Raw genomic sequence first — 13796 nt, 5'->3', positions numbered from 1 at the left:
CGGTGCAATAGTTAAGCGGTTAAAGGCGTACTTTGGCCGAGCGTTCAAAATCGGATGCCAGTGTGGCACAAACATGGCCGTGTCGCTGCCCCAATCACCCAAACCTTCCTCGCGCCGCCGCCCGCCGCCGCTCGATCAGGCGGCGCTCGAGCGGCTCGCGCTCCGCTACGTCGAGCGTTTTGCGACCACGCGCGGCAAGCTCAGCGCCTATCTCGCGCGCAAGATCCGCGAGCGCGGCTGGGACGGGGAGCCCGCCGACCCGGGCGGCGTGGCGGAGCGGATGGCGGCGCTCGGCTATGTCGACGATCGCGCTTTCGCCGAGCAGAAAGGCGCCGCATTGGGTCGGCGCGGCTATGGCGCGCGCCGTGTCGCCGAGACTTTGCGCGCCGCCGGGCTCGATGCCGAGGATGCCGCCCCCGTGCTCGAGCAGGCGCGGGCGGCGGCGCTGGAGAGTGCGCTGCGGCTCGCTCGGCGCAAGCGGATCGGGCCGTTCGCCGAGGTCCCCGCTGACGCCCTGCAGCGCGCGCGTCAGCTCGGCCAACTACTGCGCGCCGGCCACGCCCCCGCGCTGGCGCGACGCATCGTCGAGGCCGAGCCCGGCGCGACTCTGGACGAGGAATGAGCGATCGGCGCTTGCCAAGGATCATTGTGCAGTGCACCGATAGCGAGCGTTAACGCTGCGACACGGCGAAGAAGGGGACGACGACGCGACGTGCGAGACGAGGCTTCCGCTACCGCCGGCGATCCGCACGATCCGGCCGGACTGCCGACGGCTGATGCCGATTCGGTAGCGGTATCAGGCGTTCTCAAATGGTTCGACGCGACGCGCGGTTTCGGTTTCATCGTCGCGGACGATCCCGCGATGGGTGATATCCTGCTTCATTTCAGCGTGCTCCAGGCGTTCGGGCGGCGCACGCTGCCGGAGGGCGCCCGGGTCAGCGGCACCGCGGTGCGGGGGCAGCGCGGCTGGCAGGCGGTGACGATCGCGGACATCGATCTCAGCGTCGCGCTGGAGACCATGCGCGATCGCGACCGCGCCCGCGTCGATCCCACCGCGCTCGCCGCCGAGGCCGGCGAGTGGGAGGAGGTCACGGTCAAATGGTTCAACCGCATCAAGGGCTACGGCTTCCTGGTCTCGGGCGGCCGACCGGGCGACATCTTCGTCCACATGGAGACGCTGCGCCGCGCCGGGGTTTCGGAAGCGCAGCCCGACCAGCGCCTGCGCGCGCGCATCATACAGGGGCGCAAAGGGCCGTTGGCGGTCGCCGTGGCGGTGGTCGAGTGAGCCGCGCCGCGCTGCCGCTGGCCCTGGCGCTGCTGCTCGCCGCCTGCGGGCGCGGTGCGCCAGAGGCGACATCGTCGGCCTCCCCCGCCATGACGAGCGAGACGACCAATGCGCAGCGCCGCACGATGCCGGTGACGATCGAGAGCGGCGGCAAGCGCCACACCTTCCGTGCCGAGGTCGCCGAGACCGCGGCGCAGCAGGCGCAGGGGCTGATGTTCCGCACCGACCTGCAGCCCGACGACGCGATGCTGTTCGCGCCCTATCCCGCCGGCGGCGGCGCGCCGCAGGTGGCGGAATTCTGGATGAAGAACACGCCGCTGTCGCTCGACATCGTCTTCATCCGCGCCGATCACAGCATCGCCGCGATCGCGCCGAGCACGACCCCGCTGTCGGAGGCGAAGGTGAGCTCGGGCGAGCCCGTCGCCGCGGTGCTCGAGCTGGTCGGCGGCCGCGCCGCCACGCTCGGTATCGCGGTGGGCGACCGGGTGAGCTGGTAAGTTACTCAACTCCCCCGCGCGCGGGAAGGATTGCTGTGCAACGACCGGCAGGCATTGAACCGCGCCCGCGGGGCGGGTAAGCGCGGGGCACCATGGGCATCAACCTCAATCCCTTCACCTGGTGGAACGGCGCCAGCTGGGGCACCATCCTCGGGCTGCGCGGCAAGCGCCAGGTCGGCGAGGACTCGCTCGGCAACACCTATTGGGAAGGCGGCCGCGACACCGCGGGCAACCCGCGCCGCTGGGTGATCTATTCCGGCGCCAACGACGCCAGCCGCGTCCCGCCGGAGTGGTTCAGCTGGCTGCACCATCAGGTCGACGGCACGCCCGACCAGAACCTGCCGCCGCCGCGCCAGTGGCAGAAGCCGGCGGTGCCCAATCTCACCGGCACCGCGCTGGCGTATCGCCCCCAGGGCGCGCTGGAGAAGGGCGGCCATCGCGCCTCCGCCACCGGCGACTATGAGGCATGGAGCCCCGACGCGTGAGGCGGGGGCTCGCGCTCGGCGGGCTATTAGTGGTGGCGGCGGCGGCGACCTGGGCGGCCCTGGGCTGGCGCGGCGCACGCCACGGCGACTCGCCGGCCGTGAGCACCGCGCTGCCCGCGCCCACGGAGGCGCCCGCGCCGCGCGCGTCGGATGAGGTGTCGCTCGACTCGCAGGACGATCCGGTCGATCTCGGCGCCACCCCGATGGCGCAGCGCGTCGCGGTGCTGGGCCTGCTCAACAAGCGCAACGGCGTCAGCCGCGATATCACCCTCAAGCCCGGCCAGGCAGTGCGCGCGGGCGACGTGATCGTGCGGCTGCGCGCGTGCGAGCAGACCGCGCCGTGGGAGCCCGAGCCGCTCACCGGCGCCTTCGTCCAGCTCGACGTCCGCGCGGTCGAAGGTGGGTGGCGCCGCGCCTTCTCGGGCTGGCTCTACAAGGAGCGCCCCGCCGCCAACGTCGTGATCCATCCGGTCTACGACGTCTGGACCAAGAGCTGCGCGATGACCTTCCCGGGTACCGCGCCGTCGGCGCCGGCCGCGGCGTCCAGGGCGCCGAAGGCACCCGCGCCCGCCGCCTCCGCCAGCGCGGCGGGGGAGGAGCCCGCCCCCGCCGACGAGGCGGTCGAAGAGAGCGCCGCGCCCAGCAACGTCATGTAGTCGGCGCGCGGCACCTCGATCGCGCCGAGCGAGGCGAGGTGCTCGGTCATGAACTGGCAGTCGAGCAGGGTGAAACCGCCGGCGCGCAGCCGCGCTACCAGCGCCGCGATCGCCACCTTGGAGGCGTTGGGCGCGCGGCTCACCATGCTCTCGCCGAAGAAGGCACGGCCGAGCGCCAGGCCATAGAGCCCCCCGACCAGTCGGTCGCCGTCCCAGCACTCCACCGAATGCGCCAGGCCGAGCCCGTGCAGGCGAACGAACGCCTGCTCGATGGAGGCGTTGATCCAGGTGTCGGGACGGTCCTCGGCGCTCTCGGCGCACAGCGCGATGATGTCGGCGAAGGCGCGGTCGGCGGTGACGCGGAACCGGTCGCCCGCGATCACCTTGCGCAGCGAGCGCGAGAGGTGGAAGCCGTCGAGTGGCAGGATCGCGCGGCGGCGCGGCTCGACCCAATAGACGTCCTCGGCGTCGCGGCTGTCCGCCATCGGGAACACACCGACCGAATAGGCCCCCAGCAGCAGCGACGGGTCTAGCGGCTCGCTCAAGCGCAGCGCTGCTCCACGATGCGCCACAGCTGCGCGAGCGCCTTGGCCGCGATGTTGTTGGGGGCGGCGGCGCCGACCGGCAGCCGCTTGGCAGTGGCCGCCTCGATCGCGCTGGCCGCGGGGATGGCGGGCCAATCGGCGTGCTGCCCGACCGCGGCGACGTGGAGAGCGCGGCGGCGGTCGACCAGGTTGTGGACCGGCAGGATCGCGACCTGGCCGCCGAACTGGCGCTCGATCGTGGCGTAGGCGCGCTGCGAGAAGGCCGAGGGCACCACGGGCACGACGATCAGGTCAGCGGCACGCGCGACCTGGTCGGCGGTCTCGGTCAGCCCGGGCGGGCAGTCGAGGATGACATGGTCGTGGTCGCCCAGGTCGGCGATCAGCTTGCGCAGCCGTTTCTTCTTGTCGAGCTCGCGGAACAGATGGTTGAGGTCGCGCAGCGAGGCGTCGGCGGGCAGCAGCTCGAGCCGGTCGAAGCGCGTGCGCGCGATCAGCCGCTCGGGATCGACGTCGCGCGAGAACAGCGCCTGGGCGCGATCGTGCGCGGCGCCGTCACCCAGCACCCAACTCGACGCGGCCTGGGGATCGAGGTCCCACAGCAGCGTCCTTCGGGCGGAGAGCGTGGCCGCGCACCAGGCGAGGTTCACCGCCAGCGTCGATTTGCCGACGCCGCCCTTCAGGCTGTAGATCGCGATGGTTGCCATAAGCGTCGGACGCTAGGGGCGGCCGCGACGTGCGGCAAGGAGTGATCGCGGTGAAGCGCCGGCGCTCTCCGCGAGAGGCGCCGGCGCGGTTCAGTTCAGGCGTGGCAGGAGAGCGCGCCCTTGCCGGGGCGGGTGAGGGTGATCTCGGTCGGCGTGCCGGTCAGCTTCCAGCCGCCCTCGGCGCTGAGCGGCGCCTCGCCGCCCTCGCCCTTGAGCATCGTCGGCGTGCCGTTCTTCTCGGTGCGCACCACCGCCTGCTTGTCGCCGGTGAAGAAGGTCACGTAGACGAGGCTGCCGTCCTTGCAGCGCATCGTCTTGTCGGCCTTGATCGCGGGCGGCAGTTCGACCGGCGCGGCGTTGGCCAGCTGCGACGCCATCGGATCGGGGTTGGAGTCGATCACCTGCGGCTTGGACGGCTCGGAATTGCACGCTGCGAGCGCGAACAAGGAGGCGGCGAGGGGGAGGAAAGCGAGCTTCTGCATAGGTCCGCACGCTTCGCGCATGCGGAAAAGGGCGTCAACCCTGTCATACTAAAGTCATTATATCATCGACCCATTTCGGTAGCGCTCACTCGTGGAATTCGGACAGCTCGGGAATGCGGCCGAACGCGATCTTTGAGCCCACACGATCGAGCCGCCCGCCGTTCAGTGGGCCGACCGAGACCGCGTTGCGTCCGAACCGCTCGTTGATCCGGTCCATCGCCCGGCTCAGCGCCAGCGTGCGCGTCTCGCGCGCGAGCGGATCGTCGGGATCGAGCGCGGCGAACAGCGAGCCCTGCTCGCCCGCGACCGGCTCGATCTCCGCCAAAGTCACCCCGATTATGCGGCAGCCGCTGCGATGCGCCGCGCCCGCGGCCCGCAGCCGCGGGAACAGCGCGTCGAGCCGCGCCAGCATCACGAAACTGTCCTGCGTGGCCGGCAGCTTGACGCTCGCGCGCCACTTGCTCTTGTCGTCCTCGAAGCGCGCGTGAAGCACCAGCAGCCGCGCGCGATACCCCTTGCGGCGCAGCCGACTGGCGGCCTTGAGCGCGAGCCGCCGCGACGTCAGCCGCACCGATTCATAGCCACGGTGGCGAGGGGAGAGCACGTGGCTGTGCCCGATCGTACGGCTCTGCGTCGGCTTCTCGGCCAGGTCGACGCCGTGGAGCAGGTACCATAGCCGGTCGCCGTCGCTCCCGCCCCAGGCGTGGCCGGCGTCGCGCGGGCGGCGCGCGAGCAGCTGGCGGATGTCGTTGACGCCGTCGCGCGCCAGCCGTCGCTCCATGTTGGGGCCGATGCCGGCGATGTCGCGCAGCTTGAGCGGGTACAGCGCCTCGGGCAGCGCGGCGGCCTCGAATACCACCAGCCCGTCGGGCTTCTGCAGGTCGGAGGCGAGCTTGGCGAGCAGCCGATTGGGCGCGATCCCGATCGAGCAGGTGAGATAGTCGCCGACCGCGGAAGCCAGCCCGCGCTTGATCCGCCCGGCCAGCGCCATCGCGGCGTCGCGGCCGTTCTCATTGTCGAGCAGCCGGCACGCCACCTCGTCGATAGAGCAGACCCGCGTCACCGGCACGTGGCGCTCCACCTCGGCGACGATCCGGTGGTGATAGGCGACGTACAGCTCGTGCCGCGCCGGCGTGACGACCAGGTCGCGGCACTTGCGCTTGGCTTCCCACACCGGCGTGCCGGTCGAGATGCCGTACCGCTTGGCCTCGCGCGACGCCGCGATCGCCACCGTCGTGTCGCTGCCGACCGGCGCCACGATCACCGGGCGACCGCGCAGCGCTGGCTGCACCTGCTGCTCGACGCTGGCGAAATAGCTGTTGAGGTCGAGGAACAGCCAGCGCAGCGGCCGCGGGGGCAGGGTAAGATCGGCGCTCGGCACCGGCGGGCGACTCGCGAGAGGGAACGGATGAGGAACATGGCACGATCCGGTCGCGGTGGCGAGCGCGAAGAGACGGGTTGACGCGGGCACGCGAACGCGGAGGATGGCACACGGAGATCCGCCCGTGACACCGCGCACCTTCGCCGACTTCTGGCCGCATTACCTCCGCGAGCACGCGCGCCCTGCCACCCGCGCGCTCCATTATGCCGGCACCGCCCTCAGCTTCGCCGCGGCGGCGCCCGCGCTGGCGTTCGGCGGCTGGTGGTGGGCCGCGGTCCCGGTCGCGGGCTATGCCTTCGCCTGGAGCGCGCATCTCGCGGTTGAGCGCAACCGACCCGCGACCTTCCGCCACCCGATCTGGTCGCTGCTCGCCGACTATCGCATGTTCTTCCTGTGGCTCGCCGGGCGCCTCGCGCCGCACCTCGCCAAGGCCGGGGTGGCGCCGCGATAGATCTGCTCGCTTGCGCATTGCCCCCGGGCTCCGCATCTAGCGCGCCATGCATACCACAAGCGACACGCTGGCGCTGATCGGCAACACGCCGCTCGTCCGGCTCAAGGGGCCAAGCGAGGCGACCGGCTGCGACATCTTCGGCAAATGCGAGTTCACCAACCCGGGCGCGAGCGTCAAGGACCGCGCCGCCCTGTTCATCGTCGAGGACGCGGAGGCGCGCGGGCAGCTCCAGCCCGGCGGCACGATCGTCGAGGGCACCGCGGGCAACACCGGGATCGGGCTGGCGCTGGTCGCCAACGCCAAGGGCTATCGCACGATCATCGTGATGCCCGATACCCAGTCCAAGGAGAAGATGGACACGCTGCGCGCGCTCGGTGCCGAACTGGTGACCGTTCCTGCCGCGCCCTATTCGAGCCAGTATCATTTCGTCCACACCTCGCGCCGCATCGCCGAGGAGACGCCCGGCGCGATCTGGGCCAACCAGTTCGACAATATCGCCAACCGGCGCGCGCATATCGTCGGCACCGCCGAGGAGATCTGGGCGCAGATGGAGGGCCGAATCGACGGCTTCACCTGCGCGGTCGGCACCGGCGGCACCTTCGCCGGGGTGGGGCTGGGGCTCAAGGCCAAGGACGAGCGCGTCTGCATCGCGCTGAGCGATCCGCACGGCGCCGCGCTCTACGACTATTACGCGTGCGGCGAGCTGCGCGCGGAGGGATCGTCGGTCGCCGAGGGGATTGGGCAGGGGCGGATCACCGCCAACCTCGAGGGCGCGCCGGTCGACGCGCAATTCCGCATCGCCGACCAGGAGGGTTTCGACTGGACCGAGCGGCTGCTGGCGGAGGAGGGGCTGTGCCTCGGCCTGTCGTCCGGGATCAACGTCGCGGGCGCGGTGCGGCTCGCGCGCCAGCTCGGGCCGGGCAAGCGGATCGCGACGATCCTGTGTGACACCGGCTTCCGCTATCTCTCGACGCTCTATGACCCGGCCTGGCTGGCCGCGAAGGGGCTGGTACGGCAGCGTCGTGACGGGGCGTGATCGACAGCGCCGCGACGATCGGTTAACGTCGCACGACGAGATGAAGGGTTCGCAGCGAAAGAAGGTGGCGGTCGAGCGCCAGCAGTCGGAACAGGCGCGCCAGCGCGTGCGGGTCGGCATGGTCGGGCTCGCCATGGTCGTGTTGCTGATCGGCGTGGCCAGCGCGATCTTCTCGACCGTCGATCAGGAGCGCCCGGTCGCGGTCGCCGGCGCGGCGCAGCCCGCGGTGGTGGTCAACATGAGCGTGCCGGGCCCGATCCCCACCGTGACGCCGACCAACGAGCCGCTCGCCGAGCTCGGCGTCACCCCCAGCGCCGCCAACACCCCGCCGGCCGAGAAGCCCGCGCCGCACGCTCAGTGACGATCGGCGCGCCCGGGTGCGCGCGTGGGGCGGGGGAGCGCGTTGGCCGCTATCAGCGGCCACCGTCGGCGGGGTTGATGCCCAGTTTCCTCTGGCGAGCTCGGCATGTCCGGCTTGACCCGGCATCCATGGTGCCGCGAGCCTCCCACCCGTCGTGTCGGCGGAACGATGGATCCCAGCTCGAGCCCGGGATGACGATCGTACCGGAACCGGCCTCCTCGTCGAGGCGAGCACTGCTCCTTGCCGGATGGAGATGCGACGCGAGGAGCGGTCAGATCCCCTCGAAAACTGGTCCGATCCTCCAGCGCGCACTCTCGCTCCCGCGCCTTCCCCGATTCTCTTGGGGAAAAGCGGGGAAAGCTCGCCCGCACTCGCCTTCGGCGCCGAGTTCCACTCGCGCGAGCGCTCGCTCACGCCCTCCGCCGCCGCGCTAGCGAACGGATTAGCCGAGAAAATCCGGACTTTCCCCGCCTATCCCCGAATTTCCCTTCTCATCCCCACGCAACCCTGATACCTCCATGCGACGACATTGGGGGCAAGACCACTGTTGTTTGCTGACGGGCAACGTCGGCGGGCGGTGATGGCCGTTCGCCGGGCAGGGAGGTTTTGCGTCCCGGGTGTGAGGTGGGCGTGGCGGACAGGGTGGACTATCAGGGAAAGGGGCTCGGTCTTGTCGACGACAAGGGCCGCGTCGCTATTCCCAACACCCTTCGCGCGATGCTCGCCAAGAATGCCCCCCGCGACGACGGCAAGGACGGCGGCACGGTCATCATCGCCCCGCACCCCGAGCACCGCTGCCTGATCGCCTATGATCCCGGCTTCGTGCCGTTCTGGAAAACGCGGCTGGAGGCGCTCGACGCGGCGCAGTTCGAGCGCACCGGCAAGGTCGATTACAACATCCTCGACCGCGCCGGCGGCGCCGAGCCTTTGCCCTTCGACGGCTCGGGCCGCTTCATCATGCCCGCGTTCGAGCGCCGCTACGCGCGGATCGCGGGCGCGGCGGTGTTCCTCGGCGCGTTCAACTGGATCACCATCTGGGCGCCCAACATCCTGCTCGAGACTCCGGATATCGACCCATTCCTGAAGGAATATGTCGAGTTCACCTGCGAGGAGAAGGGGATCGCGCTATGATACGCGAGACCGCCCCTGAGACCGCCTTGCCCCACGGCACTGCCGCGCCGCACGTGCCCGTGCTGCTCGCGCCCGTGCTCGCCGCGCTCGCCGCCGCCCCCGGCGAGCGCCACGTCGACGCGACTTTCGGTGCCGGCGGCTACACGCGCGCCCTGCTCGCCGCCGGCGCCGAGGTGGTCGCGTTCGACCGCGACCCCGACGCGGTCGCGACCGGTCGCGCGCTCGCGGCCGATGCGCCGCGGCTGACGATGGTCGCCGCCACCTTCTCGGCGCTCGCCGAGGAGCTGGAGACGCGCGGCCTCGCGCCGGTGGACGGCGTGACGATGGACATCGGCGTCTCGTCGATGCAGCTCGACCAGCCCGAGCGCGGCTTCTCCTTCCAGGGCGACGGCCCGCTCGACATGCGGATGAGCCAGGAAGGGCCGTCCGCCGCCGATTTCCTCAACACGGCCGACGAGGAAGCGATCGCCGACGTGCTCTACCGCTACGGCGAGGAGCCCAAGTCGCGCCGGATCGCGCGCGCGGTGGTGGCGGCACGCCCGCTGACCACGACCGCGCAGTTCGCCTCCGTGGTGCGCCGCGCGCTCGGCCATCGCCCGCACGACAAGAAGGATCCAGCGACGCGCGCCTTCCAGGCGGTGCGGATCCACGTCAATGGCGAGCTCGACGAGCTGGAGCGCGGCCTCGCCGCGGCGGAGCGCGTGCTCAAGCCGGGCGGGCGGCTCGCGGTGGTCAGTTTCCACTCGCTCGAGGATCGCATCGTCAAGCGCTTCCTGCGCGATCGCGCCGGCGCGGCACCGGGCGGCTCGCGCCACCTGCCGGCGGCGGCACCGGGGCGCGCGGCGACCTTCGAGATGATCGGGCGCGCGCAGCGCGCCGACGAGACCGAGCTGGCAGCGAACCCGCGCGCCCGCTCGGCGACACTACGCGCGGCACGGCGGACGGCGGCGGCGGCTTGGGTAAGGGAGGCGTGACGATGGCGGCGATGTATCGGTTGAAGGGGTTGGGCTGGCTCACCAGCTGCGCGATGGTCGCGATCGGCTTCTATCTGGTCTCCTCGCAGGTGGCCGCCGAGCGCAAGCGGCTGGAGCAGGTCGACCGCAAGATCGTCGGGGCCGAGCGCGACATCCGAGCGCTCGAGACCGAGTTCGACGTGCGCGCCAACCTCGCCCAGCTCGAGCGCTGGAACGGCGACACGCTGGCGCTGACGGTGCCGACCGCCGCGCAGTTCGTTCGCGACGAGGCCGCGCTCGCCTCCCTGTCGCCCAACCAGCCGGTGCCCGTGCCGCTGCCGGGCGCCGCCGCCCCGGTGCAGACCGCGCAGCTGATCGTTCCCGCCGCCGCTACCGCCGTCACCGCCTCTGCCGCTCCCACTCCCGTCGCTCCCGCCACCGTCCGGACCGCGGCCGCCGCGCCGGTCGCCACGGTGAAGGTTGCGGTGGCGAAGCCGGTCGCCGCTCCCCGCATGACGCCGGCGGTGGTGGCGGCGGCCGCACCCGCCTCCACGGGCGCCGGCGCCGCGCGCGCCGCCAAGGTGGCGATGCTCGATCGTGCGCTGCTGAGCGAGACCACCGTCGGCGACCTGCTCAGCCGGGCCCGCACCGAGCGCGGTCGCCTGCGGTGACCGCACTCGTCGCCCGTCCGGTCCGCGGCGCGCGCGCGGGCGACCAGCGCCAGCAGCTGCTCGCCACGCAGCACCTGCGTTTGATGGTGCTGATGCTGCTGTTCGTCGCGGGCGTGCTGGTGGTGATCGGGCGGCTGACGCTACTCGGCGTCTTCGCCGGCAGCGAGCGCGGCGGCAGCGTCGCCGCGGCGGTGCCGCGCGGCGACATCGTCGACCGCAACGGCGCGCCGCTGGCGCGCACGATCGACGCCTGGACGATCGGCGTCCATCCCAAGAGGCTGATCGGCGACCCGTCCGAGATCGCGCGCAAGCTCGCCGAACTGATGCCCGAGAAGGGCGACCAGTCGTGGTTCTACGCGCAGATCACCAAGCCGGTGAGCTTCACCTATCTCCAGCGCCGCGCCAGCCCGGCGCTGGTCGAGGCGGTCAACGCGATCGGCGAGCCCGGCATCGTGTTCGAGCGCGAGACGCAGCGGCTCTACCCGCAGAGCACGCTGGCCGCGCACGCGCTCGGCTTCATCAGCGGCAGTCATGGCATGAGCGGGATCGAGCGCGCGCTCGACGAGCGGCTCACCAACCCCGCCACCATCGGCCAGCCGGTCGCGCTCTCGCTCGACACGCGCGTTCAGGCCGCGCTGGAGAGCGAGCTGGGCCGCGCGATGACCACCTTCTCGGCGCGCGGCGGCGGCGGCATCGTGCTCGACGTCCACACCGGTGAGGTGCTGGCGATGGTGTCGCTGCCGACCTTCAACCCCAATCGCGTCGGCATGTCGGGCACCGACCAGCTGCGCAACTTGACGACGCAGAGCGTGTTCGAGCTGGGTTCGACCTTCAAGCCGATCACCATGGCGACCGCGATCGACACCGGCGTGGTCACCTCGATGGAGGCGCGCTTCGACGCCACCCACCCGCTCCAGGTCGGCCGCTACACCATCCACGACGAGCGCGGCGACCCGAAGCGCTGGCTCAACATGGCGGAGACGCTGATCTATTCGTCGAACGTCGCCACCGCGCGTGTCGCCGACGAGGTCGGTCAGCAGCGCATGGAGACGATGTTCCGCAAGCTGGGCTTCGACACCCGCCCCGACATCGAGGTGCGCGAGAAGGGGCGGCCGCTGTGGCCGAAATATTGGGCGCGCACGACGACGATGACGACCGCCTTCGGCCATGGCATCGCGGTGACGCCGCTCCACCTCGCCAACGCCTACGCCGCTTTGGTCAACGGCGGCACCTGGCGCCCCTCGACCTTGCTCAAGCTGCAGCCGGGCCACGCCCCGGTCGGCCGCCGCGTGATCAGCGAGGCGACCAGCGCGCGGATGCGGCAGATGCTGCGGTTGGTGGTGATGCGCGGCACCGGGCGCAAGGGCGACGCGCCGGGCTATCGCGTCGGCGGCAAGACGGGTACGGCGGAAGCGGCGGTGGCGGGCGGCTATGACCGGTCGCGCAACGTCGCCACCTTCGTCGCGGCCTTCCCGATGGATGCGCCGCGCTACGTCGTGCTGGCGATGCTCGACTCGCCGCAGGGAACCAAGGAGACGGGCGGGTGGAAGACCGCGGCGTGGAACGCCGCCCCGGTGGTGGGACGCACGATCGCGCGGGTCGGCTCGTTGCTCGGCGTGGTGCCCGACGATCATCGCGACGTCGATGTCTCGGACATCCTGCCGACCTTGTGGCAGGGCGACGACGTGCCCAAGAGCGGCGGCCAGTGAGGCGCGCGCGATGAGGCTCTCCGCGCTTCTCGGCGACGCCGCCGCTATCGCCGCCGACGCGACCGTCACCGGTTTCGCGATCGATCATCGCAAGGTCGCGCCGGGCAACCTCTTCGGCGCGTTCGAGGGGCTGCGCGTCAACGGCGAGGATTATATCGACGCCGCGGTCGAGGCCGGCGCGGTGGCCGTGGTGGCGCGGCCCGGCGCGCACGTCGAAGGGGCGGTCCACGTCGCCGACGACAACCCGCGCGAGGCCTTCGCCCGCCTCGCCGCACGCTTCTACGCGCCCTTCCCCGCGACCGCGGTGGCGGTGACGGGCACCAACGGCAAGACCTCCACCGTCGAAATGACGCGCCAGCTGTGGCGCATGGCGGGCGAGCACGCCGCCTCGATCGGCACGCTCGGCGTCACCACCGCCGACGAGCGCGTCGTCACCGGGCTGACCACGCCCGACGTCGTCACCTTCCTGTCGAACGTCGCCGGGCTGGCGCGCGAGGGAGTCACGCACCTCGCCTTCGAGGCGTCGAGCCACGGGCTGAGCCAGTACCGCACCGAGGGGCTGCCGGTGCGCGCCGCCGCCTTCACCAATCTCGGGCGTGACCATCTCGACTATCACGGCGACATGGCCGCCTATTTCACCGCCAAGCTGCGGCTGTTCGCGCAGGTGCTGAGCGACGACGGCAGCGCCGTGGTCTGGGCGGACGACCCGCAGTCCGAGCGCGTCATCGACATCGCGCGCGAACGCGGCAATCGCGTCGTCACCGTCGGCGAGCACGGCGACGACCTGCGGCTGATCGAGCGCGTGCCGACGCTGCTCGGGCAGGGCCTGGTGATCCGCGCCGGTGGCGTCGATCATCGCGTCCAGCTCCCGCTGATCGGGGGCTATCAGGCGGCCAACGCGCTCATCGCCGCGGGGCTGGTGATCGCCACCGGCGGCGACGTGGCGACGACGATCGCGGGGCTGGCGCGGCTCCAGCCGGTGCGCGGGCGGCTGGAGCGCGCCGCGATTACCGCGAGCGGGGCGCCGGTCTATGTGGACTATGCGCACACGCCCGACGCGATCGAGGCGGCCTGCGCGGCGCTGCGCCCGCACGTCGCGGGGCGGCTGATCCTGGTGGTGGGGGCAGGCGGCGACCGCGACCGCGGCAAGCGCGAGCCGATGGGGCAGGTGGCGGCGGCAGCGGCGGACGTGGTGATCGTCACCGACGACAACCCGCGCTCGGAGGATCCCGCCGCAATCCGCGCCGAGCTGCTCGAGGGCGCGCCGGGCGCACGCGAGATCGGCGACCGCCGCGCCGCGATCGCCGCCGCGCTGCGCGAGGCAGCGGCGGGTGATATCGTGCTGATCGCGGGCAAGGGCCATGAGCAGGGCCAGATCGTCGGCGACCTGGTGCTGCCGTTCGACGACGTCGCGGTCGCGCGCGAGATGGCGGCGTGAGCGGGATGGTG

The 13796-nt window shown here is 71.7% G+C and carries 16 protein-coding genes and 1 pseudogene; 13 read left to right on the top strand and 4 right to left on the bottom strand.

The features are described 5' to 3' along the window. Window positions 1–73: 73 nt before the first annotated feature. The 5 genes and pseudogenes from KZ820_RS09535 to KZ820_RS22305 form a co-directional block, all read left to right on the top strand. A complete protein-coding gene (locus tag KZ820_RS09535; protein WP_219748393.1) occupies window positions 74–622 on the top strand; it encodes a regulatory protein RecX in 549 nt (182 codons plus the stop codon). Window positions 623–712: 90 nt separating this feature from the next. After that, on the top strand, window positions 713–1285 hold the full coding sequence (locus KZ820_RS09530) for a cold-shock protein (RefSeq protein ID WP_308462179.1): 573 nt from the start codon (window positions 713–715) through the stop codon (window positions 1283–1285). Next, window positions 1282–1782, top strand: a complete 501-nt coding sequence (locus tag KZ820_RS09525) for a DUF192 domain-containing protein (RefSeq protein ID WP_308462178.1) — start codon at window positions 1282–1284, stop codon at window positions 1780–1782. The genes KZ820_RS09530 and KZ820_RS09525 overlap by 4 nt, the downstream gene beginning before the upstream one ends. A 92-nt stretch (window positions 1783–1874) precedes the next feature. Continuing rightward, window positions 1875–2267 carry an NADH:ubiquinone oxidoreductase subunit NDUFA12 gene (locus tag KZ820_RS09520; RefSeq protein WP_219748392.1) on the top strand — a complete coding sequence of 131 codons (393 nt, stop codon included), beginning with the start codon at window positions 1875–1877 and terminating at the stop codon, window positions 2265–2267. Next, window positions 2249–2704: pseudogene (locus KZ820_RS22305) on the top strand (DUF2155 domain-containing protein); the annotation flags it as partial. The gene KZ820_RS09520 and the pseudogene KZ820_RS22305, both read left to right, overlap by 19 nt. A gap of 35 nt (window positions 2705–2739) precedes the next feature. Here the strand turns inward: KZ820_RS22305 and aat are convergent. The 4 genes from aat to KZ820_RS09495 all read right to left on the bottom strand — a co-directional run bounded on the left by aat (window position 2740) and on the right by KZ820_RS09495 (window position 6035). Beyond that, on the bottom strand, window positions 2740–3468 hold the full coding sequence (gene aat / locus KZ820_RS09510) for a leucyl/phenylalanyl-tRNA--protein transferase (protein ID WP_219748391.1): 729 nt from the start codon (window positions 3466–3468) through the stop codon (window positions 2740–2742). After that, a complete protein-coding gene (locus tag KZ820_RS09505) occupies window positions 3465–4172 on the bottom strand; it encodes a ParA family protein (RefSeq protein ID WP_219748390.1) in 708 nt (235 codons plus the stop codon). The genes aat and KZ820_RS09505 overlap by 4 nt, the downstream gene beginning before the upstream one ends. A gap of 95 nt (window positions 4173–4267) precedes the next feature. Further along, on the bottom strand, window positions 4268–4654 hold the full coding sequence (locus tag KZ820_RS09500; RefSeq protein WP_219748389.1) for a hypothetical protein: 387 nt from the start codon (window positions 4652–4654) through the stop codon (window positions 4268–4270). A gap of 85 nt (window positions 4655–4739) precedes the next feature. Further along, window positions 4740–6035: a Y-family DNA polymerase gene (locus KZ820_RS09495; protein WP_219748388.1), complete on the bottom strand. Its 1296-nt coding sequence runs from the start codon at window positions 6033–6035 to the stop codon at window positions 4740–4742. 124 nt (window positions 6036–6159) lie between these two features. On the opposite strand from KZ820_RS09495, the gene KZ820_RS09490 reads away from it, so the two are divergent. From KZ820_RS09490 to KZ820_RS09455, 8 genes are all read left to right on the top strand, one after another. Continuing rightward, a complete protein-coding gene (locus tag KZ820_RS09490; protein WP_373369017.1) occupies window positions 6160–6486 on the top strand; it encodes an Mpo1-like protein in 327 nt (108 codons plus the stop codon). A gap of 46 nt (window positions 6487–6532) precedes the next feature. Then, the gene (locus KZ820_RS09485; protein WP_183923493.1) at window positions 6533–7522 is read left to right on the top strand and encodes a cysteine synthase A; all 990 of its coding nucleotides are present in this window, start codon (window positions 6533–6535) and stop codon (window positions 7520–7522) included. A 40-nt stretch (window positions 7523–7562) separates the two neighbouring features. Beyond that, window positions 7563–7883, top strand: coding sequence for a hypothetical protein (locus tag KZ820_RS09480; protein WP_258048001.1), 321 nt, complete (start codon window positions 7563–7565; stop codon window positions 7881–7883). A gap of 630 nt (window positions 7884–8513) precedes the next feature. Beyond that, window positions 8514–9014 carry a division/cell wall cluster transcriptional repressor MraZ gene (locus KZ820_RS09475; protein ID WP_219748386.1) on the top strand — a complete coding sequence of 167 codons (501 nt, stop codon included), beginning with the start codon at window positions 8514–8516 and terminating at the stop codon, window positions 9012–9014. Then, window positions 9011–9988, top strand: coding sequence for a 16S rRNA (cytosine(1402)-N(4))-methyltransferase RsmH (gene rsmH, locus KZ820_RS09470; RefSeq protein ID WP_219748385.1), 978 nt, complete (start codon window positions 9011–9013; stop codon window positions 9986–9988). Before KZ820_RS09475 ends, rsmH begins: the two co-directional genes overlap by 4 nt. 2 nt (window positions 9989–9990) lie before the next feature. Then, the gene (locus tag KZ820_RS09465; RefSeq protein ID WP_258047999.1) at window positions 9991–10638 is read left to right on the top strand and encodes a hypothetical protein; all 648 of its coding nucleotides are present in this window, start codon (window positions 9991–9993) and stop codon (window positions 10636–10638) included. Continuing rightward, window positions 10635–12347, top strand: coding sequence for a peptidoglycan D,D-transpeptidase FtsI family protein (locus KZ820_RS09460; RefSeq protein ID WP_219748384.1), 1713 nt, complete (start codon window positions 10635–10637; stop codon window positions 12345–12347). Before KZ820_RS09465 ends, KZ820_RS09460 begins: the two co-directional genes overlap by 4 nt. Before the next feature lie 10 nt (window positions 12348–12357). Beyond that, complete coding sequence (locus KZ820_RS09455; RefSeq protein ID WP_219748383.1) at window positions 12358–13785, top strand: UDP-N-acetylmuramoyl-L-alanyl-D-glutamate--2,6-diaminopimelate ligase; 1428 nt, start codon at window positions 12358–12360, stop codon at window positions 13783–13785. Window positions 13786–13796: the final 11 nt, after the last annotated feature.

The organism is Sphingomonas citri, from assembly GCF_019429485.1.
GTDB classification, from domain to species: Bacteria; Pseudomonadota; Alphaproteobacteria; order Sphingomonadales; family Sphingomonadaceae; genus Sphingomonas; species Sphingomonas citri.
This window is presented reverse-complemented; position numbering and strand designations above follow the sequence as displayed.